The organism is Diaphorobacter sp. HDW4B, from assembly GCF_011305535.1.
In the GTDB taxonomy this organism is placed as follows: Bacteria; Pseudomonadota; Gammaproteobacteria; order Burkholderiales; family Burkholderiaceae_C; genus Diaphorobacter_A.
In genome coordinates this window covers 4,196,738-4,215,032 of record NZ_CP049905.1, presented here as the reverse complement: position 1 = coordinate 4,215,032, position 18,295 = coordinate 4,196,738, and the positions used below count along the sequence as shown (strand labels likewise).

32 protein-coding genes and 2 tRNA genes are annotated in these 18,295 nt (G+C 58.6%); 4 read left to right on the top strand and 30 right to left on the bottom strand.

Going from position 1 to position 18,295, the window contains the following annotated elements; all coding sequences use genetic code 11:
* Positions 1-65: 65 nt before the first annotated feature.
* The 3 genes from G7048_RS28340 to G7048_RS19365 form a co-directional block, all read right to left on the bottom strand.
* Positions 66-236 (bottom strand): DUF1799 domain-containing protein, encoded by a 171-nt coding sequence (locus tag G7048_RS28340; RefSeq protein WP_240933038.1) that lies wholly within the window; start codon positions 234-236, stop codon positions 66-68.
* A gap of 146 nt (positions 237-382) precedes the next feature.
* A complete protein-coding gene (locus G7048_RS19370; protein WP_166069709.1) occupies positions 383-775 on the bottom strand; it encodes a phage tail assembly chaperone in 393 nt (130 codons plus the stop codon).
* Positions 776-882: 107 nt separating this feature from the next.
* Positions 883-1,530 (bottom strand): phage tail tube protein, encoded by a 648-nt coding sequence (locus G7048_RS19365; RefSeq protein WP_166069708.1) that lies wholly within the window; start codon positions 1,528-1,530, stop codon positions 883-885.
* Between G7048_RS19365 and G7048_RS28675 the strand changes: the two genes are divergently transcribed.
* Positions 1,529-1,651, top strand: coding sequence for a hypothetical protein (locus G7048_RS28675; protein ID WP_256376531.1), 123 nt, complete (start codon positions 1,529-1,531; stop codon positions 1,649-1,651). The two genes, G7048_RS19365 and G7048_RS28675, sit on opposite strands and share 2 nt — an antisense overlap.
* Before the next feature lie 10 nt (positions 1,652-1,661).
* Here G7048_RS28675 and G7048_RS19360 read toward each other — a convergent pair whose 3' ends face one another.
* The 12 genes from G7048_RS19360 to G7048_RS19305 form a co-directional block, all read right to left on the bottom strand.
* Positions 1,662-2,015, bottom strand: coding sequence for a DUF3168 domain-containing protein (locus G7048_RS19360; protein WP_166069707.1), 354 nt, complete (start codon positions 2,013-2,015; stop codon positions 1,662-1,664).
* Positions 2,012-2,443: a hypothetical protein gene (locus G7048_RS19355; protein WP_166069706.1), complete on the bottom strand. Its 432-nt coding sequence runs from the start codon at positions 2,441-2,443 to the stop codon at positions 2,012-2,014. The genes G7048_RS19360 and G7048_RS19355 overlap by 4 nt, the downstream gene beginning before the upstream one ends.
* Positions 2,443-2,769, bottom strand: coding sequence for a phage head closure protein (locus tag G7048_RS19350; RefSeq protein ID WP_166069705.1), 327 nt, complete (start codon positions 2,767-2,769; stop codon positions 2,443-2,445). The genes G7048_RS19355 and G7048_RS19350 overlap by 1 nt, the downstream gene beginning before the upstream one ends.
* A gap of 2 nt (positions 2,770-2,771) precedes the next feature.
* A complete protein-coding gene (locus G7048_RS19345) occupies positions 2,772-3,113 on the bottom strand; it encodes a head-tail connector protein (protein ID WP_166066869.1) in 342 nt (113 codons plus the stop codon).
* A 2-nt stretch (positions 3,114-3,115) separates the two neighbouring features.
* Positions 3,116-3,274 (bottom strand): hypothetical protein, encoded by a 159-nt coding sequence (locus tag G7048_RS19340; protein ID WP_166069704.1) that lies wholly within the window; start codon positions 3,272-3,274, stop codon positions 3,116-3,118.
* 11 nt (positions 3,275-3,285) lie between these two features.
* Positions 3,286-4,464 carry a phage major capsid protein gene (locus G7048_RS19335; protein ID WP_166066871.1) on the bottom strand — a complete coding sequence of 393 codons (1,179 nt, stop codon included), beginning with the start codon at positions 4,462-4,464 and terminating at the stop codon, positions 3,286-3,288.
* Complete coding sequence (locus tag G7048_RS19330) at positions 4,461-5,309, bottom strand: head maturation protease, ClpP-related (protein WP_166069703.1); 849 nt, start codon at positions 5,307-5,309, stop codon at positions 4,461-4,463. The genes G7048_RS19335 and G7048_RS19330 overlap by 4 nt, the downstream gene beginning before the upstream one ends.
* Positions 5,287-6,525 carry a phage portal protein gene (locus G7048_RS19325; RefSeq protein ID WP_166066873.1) on the bottom strand — a complete coding sequence of 413 codons (1,239 nt, stop codon included), beginning with the start codon at positions 6,523-6,525 and terminating at the stop codon, positions 5,287-5,289. The genes G7048_RS19330 and G7048_RS19325 overlap by 23 nt, the downstream gene beginning before the upstream one ends.
* A gap of 9 nt (positions 6,526-6,534) precedes the next feature.
* A complete protein-coding gene (locus tag G7048_RS19320; RefSeq protein ID WP_166069702.1) occupies positions 6,535-8,232 on the bottom strand; it encodes a terminase large subunit in 1,698 nt (565 codons plus the stop codon).
* An 11-nt stretch (positions 8,233-8,243) separates the two neighbouring features.
* A complete protein-coding gene (locus G7048_RS19315) occupies positions 8,244-8,558 on the bottom strand; it encodes a hypothetical protein (protein ID WP_166069701.1) in 315 nt (104 codons plus the stop codon).
* A gap of 148 nt (positions 8,559-8,706) precedes the next feature.
* A complete protein-coding gene (locus G7048_RS19310; RefSeq protein WP_166069700.1) occupies positions 8,707-8,925 on the bottom strand; it encodes a hypothetical protein in 219 nt (72 codons plus the stop codon).
* Positions 8,926-8,927: 2 nt separating this feature from the next.
* Positions 8,928-9,128, bottom strand: a complete 201-nt coding sequence (locus G7048_RS19305; RefSeq protein WP_166071065.1) for an HNH endonuclease — start codon at positions 9,126-9,128, stop codon at positions 8,928-8,930.
* A 149-nt stretch (positions 9,129-9,277) separates the two neighbouring features.
* Between G7048_RS19305 and G7048_RS19300 the strand changes: the two genes are divergently transcribed.
* Complete coding sequence (locus G7048_RS19300; RefSeq protein ID WP_166069699.1) at positions 9,278-9,544, top strand: helix-turn-helix domain-containing protein; 267 nt, start codon at positions 9,278-9,280, stop codon at positions 9,542-9,544.
* Positions 9,545-9,672: 128 nt separating this feature from the next.
* Here the strand turns inward: G7048_RS19300 and G7048_RS19295 are convergent.
* The 9 genes from G7048_RS19295 to G7048_RS19255 form a co-directional block, all read right to left on the bottom strand.
* A tRNA-Gly gene (locus G7048_RS19295) sits at positions 9,673-9,748 on the bottom strand.
* 4 nt (positions 9,749-9,752) lie between these two features.
* Positions 9,753-9,827 (bottom strand) — tRNA-Arg (locus tag G7048_RS19290).
* A gap of 330 nt (positions 9,828-10,157) precedes the next feature.
* Positions 10,158-10,790: a hypothetical protein gene (locus G7048_RS19285; RefSeq protein WP_166069698.1), complete on the bottom strand. Its 633-nt coding sequence runs from the start codon at positions 10,788-10,790 to the stop codon at positions 10,158-10,160.
* Positions 10,791-10,811: 21 nt separating this feature from the next.
* Positions 10,812-11,288 carry a hypothetical protein gene (locus G7048_RS19280; protein WP_166069697.1) on the bottom strand — a complete coding sequence of 159 codons (477 nt, stop codon included), beginning with the start codon at positions 11,286-11,288 and terminating at the stop codon, positions 10,812-10,814.
* Positions 11,289-11,298: 10 nt separating this feature from the next.
* Entirely contained in the window at positions 11,299-11,766 is a 468-nt protein-coding gene (locus tag G7048_RS19275; protein ID WP_166069696.1) for a hypothetical protein, read from the bottom strand.
* A complete protein-coding gene (locus tag G7048_RS19270) occupies positions 11,763-12,332 on the bottom strand; it encodes a recombination protein NinG (RefSeq protein WP_166069695.1) in 570 nt (189 codons plus the stop codon). Before G7048_RS19270 ends, G7048_RS19275 begins: the two co-directional genes overlap by 4 nt.
* A 261-nt stretch (positions 12,333-12,593) precedes the next feature.
* Positions 12,594-13,124, bottom strand: coding sequence for a hypothetical protein (locus tag G7048_RS19265; RefSeq protein WP_166069694.1), 531 nt, complete (start codon positions 13,122-13,124; stop codon positions 12,594-12,596).
* Complete coding sequence (locus tag G7048_RS19260; RefSeq protein ID WP_166069693.1) at positions 13,124-13,276, bottom strand: hypothetical protein; 153 nt, start codon at positions 13,274-13,276, stop codon at positions 13,124-13,126. Before G7048_RS19260 ends, G7048_RS19265 begins: the two co-directional genes overlap by 1 nt.
* Entirely contained in the window at positions 13,273-13,563 is a 291-nt protein-coding gene (locus G7048_RS19255) for a hypothetical protein (RefSeq protein ID WP_166069692.1), read from the bottom strand. Before G7048_RS19255 ends, G7048_RS19260 begins: the two co-directional genes overlap by 4 nt.
* A 177-nt stretch (positions 13,564-13,740) precedes the next feature.
* Here G7048_RS19255 and G7048_RS19250 point away from each other — a divergent pair, with 177 nt between their 5' ends.
* A complete protein-coding gene (locus tag G7048_RS19250) occupies positions 13,741-14,277 on the top strand; it encodes a hypothetical protein (protein WP_166069691.1) in 537 nt (178 codons plus the stop codon).
* Here the strand turns inward: G7048_RS19250 and G7048_RS19245 are convergent.
* Entirely contained in the window at positions 14,268-16,055 is a 1,788-nt protein-coding gene (locus G7048_RS19245; protein WP_166069690.1) for a toprim domain-containing protein, read from the bottom strand. The two genes, G7048_RS19250 and G7048_RS19245, sit on opposite strands and share 10 nt — an antisense overlap.
* Positions 16,052-16,372, bottom strand: coding sequence for a hypothetical protein (locus G7048_RS19240; protein WP_166069689.1), 321 nt, complete (start codon positions 16,370-16,372; stop codon positions 16,052-16,054). Before G7048_RS19240 ends, G7048_RS19245 begins: the two co-directional genes overlap by 4 nt.
* 333 nt (positions 16,373-16,705) lie before the next feature.
* Between G7048_RS19240 and G7048_RS19235 the strand changes: the two genes are divergently transcribed.
* Positions 16,706-17,023 (top strand): hypothetical protein, encoded by a 318-nt coding sequence (locus G7048_RS19235; RefSeq protein ID WP_166069688.1) that lies wholly within the window; start codon positions 16,706-16,708, stop codon positions 17,021-17,023.
* Here the strand turns inward: G7048_RS19235 and G7048_RS19230 are convergent.
* The 4 genes from G7048_RS19230 to G7048_RS19215 form a co-directional block, all read right to left on the bottom strand.
* Entirely contained in the window at positions 16,990-17,280 is a 291-nt protein-coding gene (locus tag G7048_RS19230) for a hypothetical protein (protein WP_166069687.1), read from the bottom strand. The genes G7048_RS19235 and G7048_RS19230 overlap by 34 nt on opposite strands.
* Before the next feature lie 199 nt (positions 17,281-17,479).
* On the bottom strand, positions 17,480-17,662 hold the full coding sequence (locus tag G7048_RS19225) for a hypothetical protein (protein WP_166069686.1): 183 nt from the start codon (positions 17,660-17,662) through the stop codon (positions 17,480-17,482).
* Positions 17,663-17,696: 34 nt separating this feature from the next.
* Positions 17,697-17,909, bottom strand: a complete 213-nt coding sequence (locus tag G7048_RS19220) for a hypothetical protein (protein ID WP_166069685.1) — start codon at positions 17,907-17,909, stop codon at positions 17,697-17,699.
* Between the two features lie 26 nt (positions 17,910-17,935).
* Positions 17,936-18,163: a hypothetical protein gene (locus G7048_RS19215; protein ID WP_166069684.1), complete on the bottom strand. Its 228-nt coding sequence runs from the start codon at positions 18,161-18,163 to the stop codon at positions 17,936-17,938.
* Positions 18,164-18,295 lie beyond the last annotated feature (132 nt).

The following is an 18,295-nucleotide window of genomic DNA, read 5'->3' as shown; positions in this document are numbered from 1 at the left end:
CCCCTCCAATGATGAAGGGGACATGCTACCAAATGTCACCGACTAGCTGGCCTCGCGCATCCCGCCTACTTCACATCATTCAAGGCATCCAACGCGCCCCGCTCCAGAACTCGCAGATCGTCAAACAGGTCCTGCCAGTCGTCGCCATCCACAGCCTCGCGATCAATCAGCGGATATGCCGCCTCGTACCGCAAACCGATGGCGCTGCCGTAGTCAACATTCCACTGAGTGCGCACGCGGTAAAACAACTCGAAGGCCCGCCAGTTCTCCGGCCAGACCTCGGTTAGACGCTCCGCCCCGCTTGCGATGATTGCCGCGAGAAATGGATTCTGCTGATCTTGTGCCGGGGCCTTTTTCTCATAGAGCGCAGCCCCGGCCTGCTTCAGTTTCCCAAGCGCCCGTCCGCGATGGCCAGGCGATAGGCATCGATCACCGCGGCGGCTGCACCGGGGTACTCGTCGCACATCTGCTGCACGTTGTCGCGCGAGAATTCGGCATCCAGATTCCAGTCATCGGCCACCTTCATGATGTAGTCGGCATTGGTGCCCACGGTCTTGCCCAGCGCCTTCGCCAGCGAGAACTTCACGTCCTCGTCGCTCTGACTTGCGGGTGCCTCACCTGCCGCCGCCATCAGTTCGTCAACGAATTGGCCGAACTCGGTGCGCGTGCGGTACACGAAGGTGATTTCAACGGAGCCCTTGCCACCCTCGGGCAGATCGAAGGAGACGACGCGCTTGAAGTTCTTTGGGCGCTTACCCAGAATGATTTTTGCCATGATGTTTCTTTCGCAGAGTTAGATGCCCGTGCGCACCCCCGCCGCCCTGCGAAAGGCGAACGAGGATGCGTCGGTGCTGGTGATGGCTTTCGCCGTGGTGGAGACGCTTACGCGTCGTAAGACATGGTCTTGCCGAGGAACGCCAACGCGGCGTCTACGGTGTTAACTTGGTTGTTGTTGAGCTTGGGGAACTCCGAGACAGACATGTAGCCATATCCGTACTGCGTGGAGCCGCCAGACAGGACCTGTCGGAAGGCCACCTTGGACAGGGTGCGCGAGATGCCCACCATGGTCTTGTAGTTGGCGTTGGCCGCGTCATAGCCCAGCGACAGGGTGATGGACGTGGCGTTGAAACCGGTTGGAATCTTGATGCCGTTGCGCTTTGCCAGCGGGTTCACGTCGGTGAACTTGGCATCGCCGCCGCTGGAGCTGATCGTCAGCACCTGTGGAATCACGGTCCAGCCAGTCACCTTCTGCGTGGTGCCAATGCCCGTCCCAGCAGGGAAGAACGATGTTGCCGATGTGTCCAGGCCCAGCAGCTTGACGCTGTTGGCGTCAACCACTTCGACCTTGCAGACCATATCCGTCGCGTCCTCCCAGCCGGAATTGAACAGGACTTCGTCGCCCGTCAAGTAGCCATGGCCGGTGATGGTTGCGACCGCAGGGTTTGCGTTGGTCACTGCGGAGACCGTCTTGGGTGCCGCGAATGTGTTGGTGAACTGTTGGCTGGAGCCTTCAGGAAGAGAGTAGGACATGTTTGCCTTTCACTGGACGAAAAAAAACCGCCTTTCAGCGGTGGTTGACGCCCTCATCGGGCATAAAAAAGCCCCGCAGGATTTCTCCGACAGGGCTTATTGGTTTGGCCTCTCGGCCTGATTTGGTTGGGTTATCTGGCGTGCCAGATTTCGAATCGTTGGATCGCGCCGTGTAGCTCTGTGTCGTCCTCGTAGACAGACACAGGCTCGTTCACGGGCTTGGCGACAAATGCGGGGGATGCGGCAATCGCGGCCTCGATGTTTCGGGCAAGCGTTATTGACTGCAGTCGATCTGCGGCCCACACGTTGATCTGCATGAGCGTGTTGCGCTTGTCGATTGGCGTATTGTTCAGTGCATAGATGGATTCGCCGCCGATGCCCTGCCATGTCACGTATGGCTTGGTGGTTCCGGCGGGTGCCACGTCAGCGAAAACACGCGGACATAGCGCCTTCAGGGTCGCGACCAGATCGCCTTCCATGCTCATTTGTTGACCTCTTGGATAAACCTGTCTTTCATCGCCTGTCGCACTTCAGTACGCGTCTCAATCACTGAGCGAGCAATGAACGACTGCGCGCCGCGCTTGCTGTTGCCGTACTCATAAACAAAACCGTATGGGGCCTTGTCCTTGTTGAAACTAATGTGGTAAGTGGCGCGATCCGCGTAGCTCTTGCTCTTGGCGTAGACCTGATAGATGCTGTCGCGCAGGTTGCCGGGGGCATAGGGCCCGTACTTCTTCCCTCGGATGTAGAAGTAGTGAGCCTTTGGCGAGATCGGAGCATTCAGGCGAGCACGTTCGTAGATGACCTGCGCACCAGCCTGTGCGGCTGGGCGCGTGGCATCGTGCAACTTGGCCGCCGTCGCCTTCAGTTGCTCTTTGAGGCGCGAAGCATCCATGCGGACAGCCATACCCATCACGTCACCTCTTCGCAAATCAGGTCCACAAACACGCGCTTGCCATCCACTGCCAGCGGTCCGGCCTTGACGCTGTAGACCCGCTCGCCGTGCACCACCCGCATGCCGGGCTTCACGTCATTGCGAAACCGGATGCGGATCGATGTGCGCACGATGGACACTTGAGCGTCGGCTTTGATCGCAGAGAGCCCCGAAGGTTGGCGAATATCGGCCCATGGTGAGCAGACGTCGACCCACTGGTCTTTGATCGGCTCGCCCCATTCGTTCTCGCCATCGCCAAGCTTCTGGATCACCACTTTGTGGCGGAGTTGTCCGGCTGTGGTCATGGTCAGAATCCGTTCACGATGCGATGCGGACGGAGCAGAGAGCGAGCGCCGAAAGGCAACTGCGCCACAGTCTGCCCCGCCACCACGTCTTCACGATTGGCGTAGAGGTGGCCGAGCGTCAGCAAGATAGCGGCCTTGATTGCGTAGTTGACGACGAGCGGGTTAGCGCCCGCCCCCCCTACAGTCGCAGCGTCTTCCAGCACGTCCTGATCCGCGAACACCTGACGATTCAGATAGTCCATCGCGGACTGTTCTGCGGCCAGTGCGTACAGCGTGATCAGGTTGTCCTCTGGGCCAGCCTCCACACGCAAATGCGCAATGGCCTCGTCAAGTGTCACGAGCATGGTCAGGCTTTCGGCTTGGTCTGTTTGTTGGCCTTGCCTTCCAGCACTTCGAGTTCGCGCGCGGCGTCCTCAAGCTCTGGTGGGCATTCATCACCGGGCTGGTACTCGACGGGGTAGATTTCCCCGTCAGGCACGCCCTTGAAGGTCTTTGCGAACTTCATGGGCGATCTCCTTAGGCTGCGGCGACCTTGAGGGCGCGCATCGGTTCGGGGTTGTGCACACCGCCGCCTACGCGCTTGGTCGTGTAGAACAGTACATAGGGCTTGGCCGTGAACGGATCGCGCAACACACGAACGCCTGTGCGGTCGAACACGGTGTAGGTGCGCTTGAAGTCACCGAACAGGATCGGCACTGCATTCGCGGCCACATCAGGCATGTCCGGCACTTCCGTCGCGACAAACCCGGCAACGGTGCTTGGCTCCCCAGCCACATATGTGGGCTGCCAGAGGTAGTTGCCTTGGCCATCCTTGAGCTTGCGGATCACACCCAGCGTCTTGCGGTTCATCGTGAAGCGCGCGCCGCCAGTGAAGGCGCTCGGCAGGTCATAAACCAGATCGAGAATGCCATCAGCAGTGATTGCAGCGGCCGCGCCAGAATTCACCGTCTTGATTGCGCCAAAGGGGTGCTTCGCTGCGTTCGCGCCACCAGTGACATAGGTCAGGATGCCGAATGGCTTGTTGGTGCCGTTACCAGACCAGAAACCAACGCCTTCTTGCTTGGAAAACTCGGTATCGACCTCATTCGCAAGCCACGACTCCAGATTGATCGCGGAGTCATCCAGCATCTGCTGTGTGGCCGCTGGGTTGGCGTAGATTTCTCCCCATCCGAAGCCCAGCGACGCAAACGTGCTGGTGTTCGTTTGTGGGCGGTCGTCGGTTTCGCCAACCCACCCAGACGATGTGCCGCCCTTGTTGAACAGTTTTGTATGTCCCGCACCGGAAACGGTTTGCACATTCGCCAATGCACGCATTGGCGACACAAGCACCAGCTTGTCGGTGATGGTGCGATCCCATTCGACCGGGGCGAGATAGCCGCCTTCGTCAGCTGCGCCCTTGTTCAGCGCGGACTGGATGTCGCCCTTCTTGAAGTGAGCGCGGAAGGCTTCGCTATATTCCTTGTCCTTCGGGCCAGCACCGCCGCCAGCACTCATTTGGGCAGCTGCGATCTTGGTGTGAGCATCTTCGATTTCCTTGGTGTGCTGATCCATTGCGGCATTCAGCTTGTCCAGCTTCGCTTGCAAATCAGCAGTGCCTGCGCCGTCCTTGAGCGCCTTCACTTCGGCGGCGTGGGTGGCCTTAAATTCCTCGAACGCTTGGCCGAGGGCTTCGATGGTCTTGGTTACGTCAGTCATTGTTTGCCTTTCATGGCGGAGATGAGGTTTTGCAGCGATGTCGCTGCGACTTGGTTTGCTGCCGAATCGCTCAGGCCGCCATTGCCGACCGAATCACTCAGGCCGGACTTGAAATCAGAGAGAAGGGTTTGTGCATCAGTGCGGGACATGCCGCTCGCACGCAAAGCTGCTTCCATTCGTCGCACTGCAGCAGCCTTTGTCTTGGTGTCGGACTCGCCGATCTCGGAGTCATCCATCAGCGCGTCAGCCCAGCCCTTTTCGACTGCCGCAGACCCGCCAATCCATGTCTCTTTGTCCATCATGGACGCGATTTCTTTGGGGTCTACGCCGGTTCGTGCGTGGTAGACATCAGCCATTGCCGCATCAAACGGAGCCATTTGCTCGGAGGCTGCAGCCATGTCGTAGCGGTTTCCTGCACAGACTGACCAGCAGTTGTGGATCATCAGGAACGAAGGTCGCCCGATGCGGATTTCGTCAGCTGCCATCGTGATGATCGAGGCTGCGGAGGCTGCAATCCCGAGAACATTTACTGTCACCTTGCCCTTGTGCTCGCGCAACTGGTTGTAGATGGCGATGCCCTCGAACATATCGCCGCCAGGACTGTTGATGTTGACCACCACGTCCTTGTCAGAGCCAATCGCCCGCAGCGCTCCGGCGATACGCTTAGAGGTCACACCCTCGCCGCTCCACCAGTCTTGTCCGATCACATCAAGGATGCTGATGGTGTTATCCGACTCGCTGGCATCAGCTTGGACTGGCGACCATTTGGCAAGCGCACTGGGAGCAATGAACGAACGAAGTCCGCCAAAGCTCGCTTTCAGTTCAGGTAGTTGTTTGAGGCTCATTCGTTGCCTTTCGTTGGCTCATTGGTTCGGCCACTTGCGCATGCTTCGGGTCGCCAGATTCAGGCAACTCCGAGAGATCACGCACTTCATCCACACCCATCCAAGGCTGATGCCCGCCAGCGCCGAGCGCCTTGGCGAAGAACTCAGCCTGATCCTTGAGAGTGCCGCGCATCAGGGCGCGTTCGTTGAACTTGAAATAGAAACGCTCTTGCTCCGAGTCGGACAGCAGAGAGCGGGATAGCGCCTGCTCCCACGCGGTGAAGCGCGGTGCGAGCGTGAATTGAACGAAGTAGATGGCCAGTTGCTCGATGCCACTGCCCCAGCTCGTGTCGTCCATCATCAGCAGCGGACGAGGCACGCCGTACAGCCGTGCGATTTCCTCAATCTGGTGATTTCGGTTCTCGATCTGCTGGGCATCCTTGGCGCTGGAAGTGAACTTGTTCGCCTTCGCGCCCTCTTCCAAAATCATCCACTTGTTGGCGTTCTCCGCGCCCGCATAGTCGGTTGCAAGCGACCCCTGCATCCGCGTGAATGCGCCATCGGAAAGCTCTCCATCGATCTCAATTGCGCCTCCCGCCATCACGCCTTTCTTGAAGACGTTCCGCGCGGCGGTTTCAGCGGATCGCGCCAACTCAATGACGCCTTGCGAGAGCTTGCGACGAGACAGCCCGCAAACGCCATCGGGCGACAACTCGCGGAGGTGCAGAATCTCGGACTGGTCGAGCCCGATTTGCCCACCCGTCTCTGTCTGCACCGTGTACTTCATGCGCCAGTCACTGCCGAGCTTGGCGTCTACCTTGCTGAACTCCAGTGGAATCAGGTGAATCGGGCGGTTGCCTGCACGGATGATTCGCGCATACGCCGAACCGTCCTGCTGCACGCTCATTTCCATCTGACCCTTGAACTCCATCGGCGTCTGCCAAGGGTTCGGTCGAAGGCGCAGCAGCTTGTGAACCGGGTGATCTTTCGCGATCTCCTTATCCGCGCCAAACTTGTAGATGTTCGTCGGCAACATGCCGATGCCGTTGCAGATCAGAGTGAGGCTGCGGAACGCCGCCATATTGCGCAACATCTCAACGCTGCCTGCGCCTCCGTTTCGGATGAACTCCAGCAGCGCCGGATCATCCAGTCCCGAGAACTGAATCCCCCCTGGAGACTCCGCACGCGGGCGCGACTGTGCCTCCGGCTTGAACCGGAACATGTCGAAGAATTTCATTGTTCGCCCTTACAAGAAGCGGATTCCGCGCGTTTCGTAGACCGATTTGCGCTTTGCCTCGGGGTTTGTTGCCATGATGGAGATCGCATTCAGCGAAGCCATGACCGGGTCAATCTTCGCGGTGCCGCTGGCCTGCTTTGTGATCAACACTGCATTGCCGGATGGCACGACCTTGGCATTGCCGACGCACCAAGCCATCATTTCGGAGCCTGAGTGTGTAAGCTCGCCAGCCTGCAAAGCACGCTCGGCCACCGCCATCGCGCCTGTCAGTTTCCAGCCCTGCGTAATGCCAATGATCAGATCCTCTGGGATGCCTACATCCACCAGCGCCTTGAACATCACCTTGTGGGTGCGCTCCGGGTCAAGCCCGATCTGCGCCAGCAACCCAGCGTCATAGACCTGTTTGCACAGCGCGGCAACCTCTTCCACATCCTGACGCGGGCGCTCGACCACCACCAGATCGCCAGCCCGCTCGAAGTCTCGATATTTCGATTCCTCGGACTTGCGCCGCTCGATGCCGATGGGGTGAATCCAAGCCTTGTTCGCAAGCAAGCAGTGCTCGGACTCTTTCCGACGCCCCTCAACAGCAAAGCCGAGCAAGTCATCCAGCCCGCCGCCATCAATGCCGATGGTCACCACCTCAGACTCACGCAAGATGTAGTCCAGCGTGACGCGCTTGTCGCCGTTCTGCTGCCAGAAGTCGGCGCCTGTCCAGCGGTCGGAGCGGAGATTCATTCCGACTTCGACGTTCCCGTACTTGGCAAGAAACCCCTTCAAGGAAGCCTCGCCCTCGGACTCCGCTTTGCGGTACTCGCGCTCCAGGTACTCGCGATCCACCGAGTAACCCAGATTCGGGTTCACCATCGGCAGATTCTCAAGCTTCATGTGCTCTTTGGTCGCGACCAGTTCAGGCGGGTGCTCGAACAAGATCGGCACAAACTGCGGGTCGATGATCTTGCCGTCTCGCACATCGCGGGCATATTGCAGCTTCTCCTTGAACACACCTTCTGGCGGCTCGTCGCTCTGCGTCGTGATGTAGATGACGAAACCTTCTGGGCGCGACGCCAGTCCACCCGTCGCCTCGCGCAGCATGTCCTTGGCCTTGGCCTGCTTGCCAAACAGCCATAACTCTTCCACCAGCACACCTACGGACTTCTTGCCCGCTGCTGTGTTCGCGTCTGCCGCGATCACCTTCAGCGTTGCATTCTTTTCTCGATGCGTCAGCGTGCGGACATGCGTCTGAATCTGAATCAGGTCGGATAGCTCGCTCTCGTCCTCGTCGTCATCTCGGAAATGCACCATGTCCTTGGCTGGGCCAAAGCTATTCGCCGCAACCTCAAGCGTGGGAGCAAGGATGGTGAATTCCGCCGACTGCCGCCAATTGCGGATTAGCGTCGTCAACATGATCGACGCAGCCAAGCCGGACTTGAAATTCTTCTTGGGCAGCATGACGAACCACTCTTTGATGAGTCGTCGCCCGCTGTCTACGTCATACGCACCAAAGATTGATGCAGCCAGATCGAACACCCATTGACCACTTGCGTCAGCGATTCGCGGACTACCCGGTGCATCAACAATGCGTAGCTCTCGAAGAACCTCAAGTCCGGCTTCGGCCTCGTCCGGGAAGATCGGCGGCGGAATGATGGATCGGCCCTCTCGGATGCGATCCGCCCAGTCCGGGCATGCTGTTGTCCAGACTGGCTCCATATCAAATTACCTCAAACCTTGTTGCCACCTGATGCCGCCAGCCGAGGCGGTGCAGCCGATGCGAACTTGCCAGCGCCTGCCGCCTTGGCTGCGGCCTGCTTGGCGTCTTTCTTGCCGCCGTTCTCAGCGCGGCGAACCTGCGCAGACAACAAGGCTTTGGCCGCATCCACGCGGAGCTTTGCCTCGCTCCCGTTATCGTTCATCACCGCCTTCAAGAACTTATCCGGCTCATCGTAGATGCCGCTCAGGTTCAAGTATTCGGGTTCTTTGGGTGGACGGCCAGCGCCAGGACGCGAGCCGCCGCTTCGTCCTTTGACTCCGGCCATAACTACCTCATTTGATTTATTTGAATCGGGGGAATTTTTCTGCGCGTGCGAAACAGGTCGGTTTCCAGCCGTCCGACCCCTCAGACTTTCGACTACCCCCCACTCTTTGCCCTGCCGCGTCGATGCCCCTGCGGCTTGCGAGAACGGCTCAGGCTGCGTCAACGCGCAAGCGGCGAACCTCGTCATCAAGCAGGAGCTTCTTCACTTCCTGAACGTTTTGCTGGCAGTCGATGGTCTTGCCATCCATCATCGTGATCCATGACCGGATGCCGTGCCACTGGCTTGACGTTCCCGCCTCGCTCACCCGAACGATACCGTCGGCATTGAGTAGATGACGCACGCCTGTGTTGTCGATGACTTCAATCATGTTCATCCCCTTGCCCTTGCCTGCGCCTCTCGCTTCGTCTTGGCCTTGTGGCAGTCCACACACCTGACGACTAGGTTTGACTGGTCATTGCTACCACCCTGTTCAAGCGGCTTGTCGTGGTCAACCTCGTTCGAGGCATGCACCCGGCCACAGTCCACGCAGGTGAACGAGCCAGCGACCAAAGCCTTCTGTCTGGTCTTCATCCACTGGCTTCCACGGATGCGGGGTGTTGCACCTGCCTTGTTGTCCAGCACCCTGACCCGGCTGGTGTTCAGGATCGGGAGACTGGACTTAAGCGTCTTGAGCTTCATCCCCATCCTCTGGCGCAGATGGTCGCCCCGCCTTCGTTGTCGTGCCCTATGACGAGTTCGTGAAGAACTACGAACAGGCAAATGAGCTTGTTCCGAATGAAGTCGTGAAACTCGCATTCGACGATGAGATGACACCCGCCAAAGCATGGCGCACTCACCTCAACCTTACTCAAGCTGAAGTGGCGGAACGCATGGGTGTCACCCAAAGCGCATACGCCCAACTTGAAGCCAGCGAGAAGCCCCGCAAGGCATCCCGTGAAAAGATCGCGCTTGCACTTGGCATCAGCCCCGGCCAGCTTGATTTCTGAATGACCACATCAGACTCGCACATGCGTGTGGTTGCTGTTCGCTTCTTCAAGCACTGGGAAGCTCTCAGTAGGAGATGCCGCACCTTCATACCGCTCGGGTGCGGGCCGCGCTTGCTGCAGCTGACATATGGAGCATCTAGTGGGAGTCGAACCCAGCTCTGCGCAGCTTGGAAGGCTGGCGACACAACCCGTGTGCTTAGATGCGTATTGGTGGGCCCAGAAGGAATTGAACCCTCATCGCCCGGTTCGAAGCCGGGAGTCCTATCCGTTGAACGACAGGCCCAAGAATGAAAAGCCCCGCACTAGGCGAGGCTGGGTGTTGAGTTGATGGTCGCCGATCCACTCGTGAGGCATCGTTTCGCTCGGCGGCTACCCCTTGCCATCACCATCACAACTGCTGACTGGTTGCTCTATACCGGGGCGGTGAGTCCTGAGCATTAGGACAATTCCCGGCTTTTCCAATCAGCATGTGTGAAGGCCCTGATTTCTCAGGGCGCGGCTATCCATCGATAGCTGCCTGCACCGCTACGGGCTAAATGCAGGGCATTCAACGAAAACATGGCGGGCTGGATTTTTATCGCTGCGAGCCATGTGCGCATGCTATCACATCCTGTCAAGATTTGCAATACACTCGCGTCTCACCGCTCGCCCTGGATGCACAGTTGTTAAGGAAGCTGACAACCCCCTTGCCAAACTCGCCTCCTGGGATTGCAGCCAACCCCGGATGCTCCCGGCATTTACCGCAGCCACGCTCTGTGTTGGGCTGCAGCCCCGTTCCATGGCAGACCCTGCACATGGGATCAAGCCAGTACATCAGCAGCGGTGCTGCCAGTTCTCCGTCTTGGCCGTCCAGCAGCAACTTGATCTTCAAACTCTGCGCGACCTCGGGCAGAGACTTGAGCGCACGCATCACCTTGCCCATCTCGCTCTCGTAGCGCTTCTCCAGCTTCTTGCGCGCGGCCTCCATGCTCTCTGTGGTGATCTTGCGAATGCCATTCCTCAGCGTTACCTGGGCTTCGGACATGATTGCTCGCTTGGTCGGCACGACTGGCACCTTGATGCCCCAGCGCTCAGCACCATCCCATTCGGCCTGTAGCCGCATGAGCGCGGCACCAAAGCGGGATTTGCACCAGCCTGCTGCAATCAGGTAGTCAGCATCACCCGAGACGCGCTCGCCCTGTACGCGAAGGCTAGAGGACTGAACCGCGCGGGAATACTGCTCTTGTGTGGTTGGTGCTTCTGTCAATCTTTGCTCCTAGTCTTTGGGTTAGGCCAGTTCTTTGAACAGCGCCTTCAACTGCTTGAGCTTCTCGGCCTCTTGGGAGTTCTTCGCCTGCCCTTCCTCGATTGCCAGTGCGGCGGCATCAATGTCGTTTGCCACGGCGCGGAGCTTCTGCGCGAGTCCTGCCAGCAGGTCGATTGCAGATGTGGTGGCCTTCGGTGCTGCGGGTGCTGTCATGACTTTGGTTTCCTTTTCTTGCTTCTGGGGTTGTGGCGCGGACGGCTGGGAGATGGGCGCTCTCTGGAACATGCCGCGACTGGTTGCGCGGATCAGCCCGGATTCGGTCAGTTGGCCGAGGCATCCGAGCAGCGTGCGCGGGTCTGTCTGGCTTCCGCACGCCCTTGTCATCGTTTGACCAATCTGGGCTGCACCCCATTCTTCGGCGATGGGGACAAACTGGAAAATCTTCTGTGCAATGGTTGTCTGACCACTGAGCTTCTGCTTCTGCTTTTCTGGTGTCACTTGCTGCCTTTCAAATCTCTGCCATATCCCGAACTTCTGGGGCCTTTGACCGGGTGCGGTTCTCGGCTGTCCTGATCCACTTCTCGTACTCCGACCGGCTGATCGACTGGCGCTGCAGATCGTGGTATTCGTAGAGATCGCGCAGCGCCTGGAGGCCGGGGCCGTTCGTCACCATGCGTTTCGTGTCCTCGTAGTGGATGCCTGCATCGATCAATGCTTGCTCTGCCACCTTGCAAGCCTCCAGCGCCTCCGGGCCAATGCCACCGCGAGCCATGGCTTCGCACACATTGAGAGTCCCCGTCAGGTCTGCCCACTCTTGCAGGCCTGCCTCGCCCTTGCGGAACGACTCGATTGCGGCCAGTTCGCGGATGCGGAGCTGATCCAGCAGGTCATCCGTCGTGACTCGCGCGCCGTCGATTGCATGCTGGATCGGATTCACCAGCTTCCAGACCTTGCGTTTGCATTTCTTCCTGCTCATCCCCTCATCTCCTTCACCTTGGCCCGGTAGTCCAATTTCATGGCCGTGAACTCTTCCGGCGTGTAGTGCCGAGCCCGTTCATCCGCCTCGATTGCCTCCACGTACTCAACCCCGTATCGAGCTAACAACCCTTTGCGGTACTCGATCAGGTTGCCGTGGAGCTCTAGATTGCATCTGACGCATTGCTTGTGCACATTGGTCGGCTCGATGGACAAATGCACTGCACTGCCCCGGCTGCGGTAGTGACCTGCGTTCCAGCGGGCATGAGTGCAGCCGCAAGAGATGCAAGGGAGATCGACATCGCGGACGTGGACGACCCAGCGGTTGAGCTCGACCTGCACCTCTGTGCGGCGCTGGCCAACTGTCTTGCTGGCTTCCTTGCGCCGCCTCGTCTCTGCCCGCTCCACCTTGGCCGCCATCCGGGCTTTCTTCGCTGCTTCGCGCTCTTCCTTTGCCTTCTGCTCTTCCATGTACGCGTCAATGCACTCGACATGCACCTTTTGGTTTTGGCGCTCCGGCTGAAATTTGCCTTTGCAGTGGGCGCAGCGTGTTCGTTTGAAGGTCATGCCCGACCCCTGATCGCACGGATGATTTCCGCGATGCCCGAGCATCCGACAGCAACAAGAAGCAGCGCGCCAACAAACACCCAGAAGCCGCTAAAAATGAACTCTAGAACTGCCATCACTCCATCCCCTCCCATGCCTTGAAACCACCTCTCAGCCGACCGCGAACCCCCATCGAGTTCAGCGCAGAGAAAAACCACCGCGCCTCATTGAAATCTCGCGGCGCTTTGGCGTGCGACATGAGCCGCTGCTTTTGTCTGCGTGTCATCGATTGATCCCCCTTGCCATCAGATGCTTTTGGTATGGGCCGCGGATCAGTTGGTTGAAAAGCCGCTTGGCGTCTTCGTTGGTGTCCAGCTCCTTGCGAGAGTCCACGTTGCACCAGCTCTTGATGACTTCGCTCGCGGCGTCCTCGGTCAGTTCGTTGACGAAATCCCCATGCACGCCCAGCCACGCGCGGAACTCCGGCTCCTTGCACCACTGCACTGCTCTCCATGCCAGATCGCCAAGGCGCTCGCGAGGTTTTTCAATGTCGGAATTTCCGACATTGGGCGTGACGGGATTTCCCGTTTCGGGCCTCTCATTGGCAGAACGCGAATTCGCGCTTTGCACCACCGGCTGCTCGTCGTCCCCGATCTCCACCAACACGGCCATGAAGCGCTTGCCCTCTTTGCCGATGAAGGACTCCAGCGCATCGCGGTCGGCCACAGCGAAAACAACCTGCTGGCCCTGAGTGCTGGTGTCCGAGTAGCGCCGGAATTGAACCTCGCCTTGGAATGCTGTTTGAACTGCCATCACGCCCTCCCCTTCTTCCAGTCCTCGTATGCCTCAAGAGGCGTGTAGCCATCACCAAAGAACCCTTTGAACATGTATCGCTCGCCGGGTATGCCGCAGCACCAGACGCCAAATACTCGGATCAGGCGCGGCTTGCTTGGTTGTGTGGTCATGCTGCCTCCTTCTGGTTCAACTTGGTGAGTTCATCGATCACCTCTTGCTCTCGCTCTTTGCGCAACCATTCCACCAACTGAGCACGCTTCCAACACCACCGAGCAAGCAGGGGCACACTGATCGGGAAGGTCACCAACACAAGCAACCGCAGCCCTGTCAACGCAAGTGCATGCCCCACACTGGCGAGCGCGTCAACAGCATCGGAGCCGACGCCGCGCCAATCTCGCGCTTGGGGAATGCACGTCTCCGCGATCACCTTGAGCCAGTGCTTATATGGATCGCTCATACCCCCTCCTTTGCTTCTTGAATCGCTGCCGCCTTATCGCGCTGAATGATCCGCGTGCAGTCCGCGTTTCCGTGAAAGCACTCATCAGGCATGCCGCGATGGTCACTGGTGCAGCAGCCAGAGCAGAGCCATCCACATTCACCACGGGCGGCGCGCATAGTCCATGCATTCGTAGCCTTGTCCATCTCGCTCAAGAACTGCTTTGAGACACCGCCCTCTGCAATCACGATTCCGGGAAACCCAACATCAGTCATCTCTTACCCCTCACAGGCTCGCAAGCCCAAGTTAAGAACGCTTGTTTTGGCGATCCTCGAACTCCTGCGCGAACAGCACAGCAGCTCCGTGGTGAGCGAATACACGCTCGAACATGAAGGGGCGACGGCCCTTGTCCTCAGCGCCGTACACGCGGGCCACGTTTCCGCACACCGCCACTACTGGCTCATTTGCTGGGTTAATTTGATTGCTCATTTCGTTGCCTTTCTTTGTTTAACTGCCTCGGGCTCGTGCCCCTTGTTGATCCACCAAGACACCGGCCCTACGCCGCTTGTCCGCCAAGTAATCTGCCCATCCATCTGCCAATCCGCTCGCCTCAACATCCGCCGCAAGCTGGGCGATCTGCTCGATTCGCGCTTCCCGGAAAATCTCTCGCTCGTCCTGCACCCGGAATGCGGCCTCAATGGCTGCAAGTTCCTCTTCGGTCGTGTTCATGCGTAGGCTTTCGTTGGCTCGCCGTGAAACGTCACGTACTCAACGGCATGACGGCGGCTGTTGGTCGCGAACTGCTGCGCGGCTTTGTTGAACCAGAGGTACTGCGAGTAGTGCTGAACCTCGCCGTTGCGCTGCTTCTGGAGTTCCAGCTTGGCGTCGGGCTTCTCGGCGTCGTAGTTCGGGTCGTTCTCGTCCTTGCGGGCACTCCAGACCGTGAACACGTTGTCCGCTCCGTCGGTGATCTTTGAAGACCCAGCAACGTCCAGCTTCCCCGGCCCCTTGCTCTCGTCCGCGCCCTTGCGTGGATGCGCTACCAGGTGCAGATGAACGCCGTTGCGGCGGGCGAAGTCACACATCTTGCGCATGGCGTCCTTCTGCGCTGTCATCGCGCCGGAGCCGTCCTCTGGAACGTCAGTCATCATCAAAGAGTCAATGACGAAATGGCAGATGCCGTAACGCTTGTTGGCGTACAGGAACACCGACAACAGACGGTCAAGACCAGCGCTGCCGACGACGTTGAAAATCCACTGTTTGTCATGAATCCACGCACCAACGGCGTCGATGAATGCCATCGTTGGACGATCAACGCCAGACGCCTGCTTGACCGTGCGTTTGAGTTGGCGCTCTGGCGTCATTTCGCCGGAGAACACCATGAAGCGCTCGCCCTGAGCCATCAGGCCCAGTTGCACTTGCGACAACATCAGGCTCTTGCCATGGCCGTTGTAGCCAGTCCAGACCGTGACCTCGCCCTTGCGGAACTCGAACCAATCCAGATCCTTGTCGAGACGCAGAACTGGATCACGAGCATCCTCGTGTGCAGGCCAGAACATGGACTTCACACGGGTGATGAAGTCGCTTGCTTGGCGCAGTTCCTCCGGGTCGAGCGGCTTGGCTTCTTTGACGCAATGCCAAAAGTCCTCGCCGCACGCGCCCTGAATCAGGTAGTCGTTCGCGTCCTTGGCTGGAAGGTTCACCACCTTGCAGCGCTCAATACCAACGCGGCGCACCAGTTCATCTGCGCCCTTCTTGCCCGCCTCATCGGAGTCAAAGAACACGAGGATTTCGCTGAATCGGTCGAGACGTTCCCAATCGTTTTCAAGCCACTGGTGATTGCCAGCGCCAGCGTTCACCGACAACGCCGGAATGCCCATCTGATGCAGCGTCATCGCGTCAATCTCGCCCTCGCAGATTGCGACAGTGCGAGCCTTAGGGTCGATCAGGTGCCAGCCGAACAAACAGGGTTCAGCGCCGCCCTCTTGGCGCATGTCCTTCTTCTCGGCGATGTTGCGGTACTTGACGTTGACCAGCTCGCCGTCGCGCAGGTATGGGAAGACCGCGTAAGTCTTGCCGTTGCGCATCTGCTCAGCGATCTTGAAAGCCGCAATGGTTTCGTCGGTCAATCCGCGACCCTTGAGCCATTCCAGCGCACCGGACTTTGCGGCCTGGCACTGAGGTTTTTGTGGGCGTTTGAACGATGGCTTCTCGCGCACCGGCATGGTTTCGCGCACGCCCAGATACGTCTTGGCTTCGTTGATGGCTTCGGCAATCGAACAGCCACGGCACGCAGCCCACAGGTCGAGCAGATCACCACCCTCGCCGTTTGCGAAGTCCTTCCACACGCCAGCCTTTGCGCCAGTCAGGCGCACCGACAGCGATTGACCAGCCTCGCCGGTTGTGTTGCCCGCCGTCCACTCGCCAGCCTTGCGCTTGCCACCGGGGAGCAGGTATTGAGCGATGGCCGCAGCATCGGAGGCCATGCGAATGGAAAGTTCATGTGCGTTCATGCTGCCTCCGTGCGTTTGCCGTCGTGGAACAGGTGGGCGTTGCGTTCGTAGCAGCCCTCGTTTTCGGCCTCCCAGCGATTGGTGAAGCCAGCATTGATTGCCCATTGCGGACGACTGTCGGACACAGGGACAGCGCCGCCGATTTGCGCCTTGCCGCGCAGTCGCGCCCAGTCCTCGCGGATTGCCTCCATGAACGCAGAGTCCCAGTCGGCGTAGGTGTACGCGTTGGCCTGCACCTTGCGCTTGAACGCATCGAGGTGTTCCGGCAATTGGCTGTAGCCCTTCTCCGCCGCCCACGCCACAACTCGCGCCGACACTCCGAAACCTTCGGGCATCGCAGTTTTCGCAGCGCGTTTACGCGGTGCCTTCACGGAGTGAGTAGGAGACGGAGACGGAGACGGAGACGGAGACGGAGACGGAGACGGAGACGGAGACGGAGACGGAGACGGAGCATTGCTACTAGCATGCGCATCGTTTGCTGTCGTGTTGCCACTAGCATCACCACCAGCATCGACCACAGCAGATGCAGCAGTGCGAATAGCTGCGTACTCGGGTACTAGACGATCAGCCTCAGCTTGACCATGGTGACGCTTAGCAGCGTTCCAGCGAGCCTTAGCACTGCGCATTTCAGCGCCAGCAGCCCAAGGGTTATGCTCATTCCAATCGTGGATCACCGAGGCGTTTTCTTCGCCGTCAACGAACCCCACGTCGCGCAGTGCTTTGACGAATGCGCCATCCTCGCCTGCCCAGTCAACGCACAGCTCAATGTCCTCATCAGACAGCCCAGACAGATCGCCGTCGCTGCGGTTTTCAGCAGCCCACAGGAACAGGCAAACGAGATTCCAAGCGGCAGCAGCGCCCAAGCGTTTGATGAGCTTCTTGGTCTTTGGGTGACCCGGCAACCCGGTATTGATTCGAGCGTCTGCCACCATGATTACTGCCCCATTGCCTTGCAAATGGCGTCATAGGTGGCGAGATCGGCAGTAGCTTTCGCCCCGAGTGCAACAGCCCTTGGAAGCTCATCAATCAGGCCTTGGACAAAGCGTGGCACTTGGTCGATGTCGATCTCCACCATCGTGAAAACGCCGTCTTCCTCAATGGGGAACGACACGGAAAATGGCGTAGCGTGCGGCATGCCGATCTTGCGCGATGGGGCATCCGCAACCATTGCGTTTTCGCTGCGCAGGTGTTCCCAGAGTTCGTCTTGTTCTTGCTTCAATGACATGCTGTCCTCGTTGTCTTGTCCGGTGAATAGGTGGCTGGGCGGGCGGTGGACAAACCGTTCTTCGATCCGTCGATCTATCCCAGCCGTAAACTTCATTCGTGCTTGAGCGCCAAGGCTCGAAACAGGCAAGCCACAAACCAAGCAGGCGCTAAGCCGTGGCAATAAGCAGCCATCAGGAATTGCTTGATGGCGGTTTTCATCACGACCTCACAACAGCGCGACCACCATGACGAGCGGTCTGCTGGATGCGTGCAAATTGGGCTTCGGCGTGTGCGCGCTTTGCAATCTCTGCCGCCACCGGTGGAGTGATGACGTGTTGCTTACCAACGCTGCCGTAATGAGGTGGCTGGTTGAGCTGGGAGAGGGATGTGTAGAGCTTCATGTCTGAACTCGTGTTTTTTCAGTGCTTGAAAAACTCAATGAATGAGTTTGCTGACGGGCTTCGGCCCGAAGAACTGACGCAAATAAGCGTCATCCACGCCTTTTTTCAGGGCGTCTGCGCGAATTTCTTTGAGAGGTTTCCCAATCAGCCGCGCCAAGCGTTTCAACTTGGCTTCCGCTGCTGGAGAGAGTTGATCTACAAGAAGAATTCCTGTGCGCACGTCATAGGTGTTGTCGCTGGTGGTCATGTTTTGAGTGCCTGAATGGGGATGGGTTAAGCGTGGACATGGCTCTTTGACGGCACTCGCAAACTTTTTGAAGTCTTGGCAGACTCGATTTCATGCAGCAACTGATCAATACCCCGCTCCATGGCCTCGCGGCCAACAGCAGACTTTTGCCCTCCCAAGGCTTCTGCAATCCGCTCCAGCTTTTCGTAGCCGTACTCGCTGAGATAAACGGGCACGCGCTTGTCTTTGCGGTGTTTGGTGTCGTCGTAAGCCATAGCTCAGGCCTCCTGTTGTTTGGGTTGGTTGGTGGAATGGGTGGCAAAGGACACCTGACTAGAATTGCCGTTGCACTTAACAACACTAGAAAGGGCCTTTGCCATGAGCAATACAGAGACTCGGACAACCCA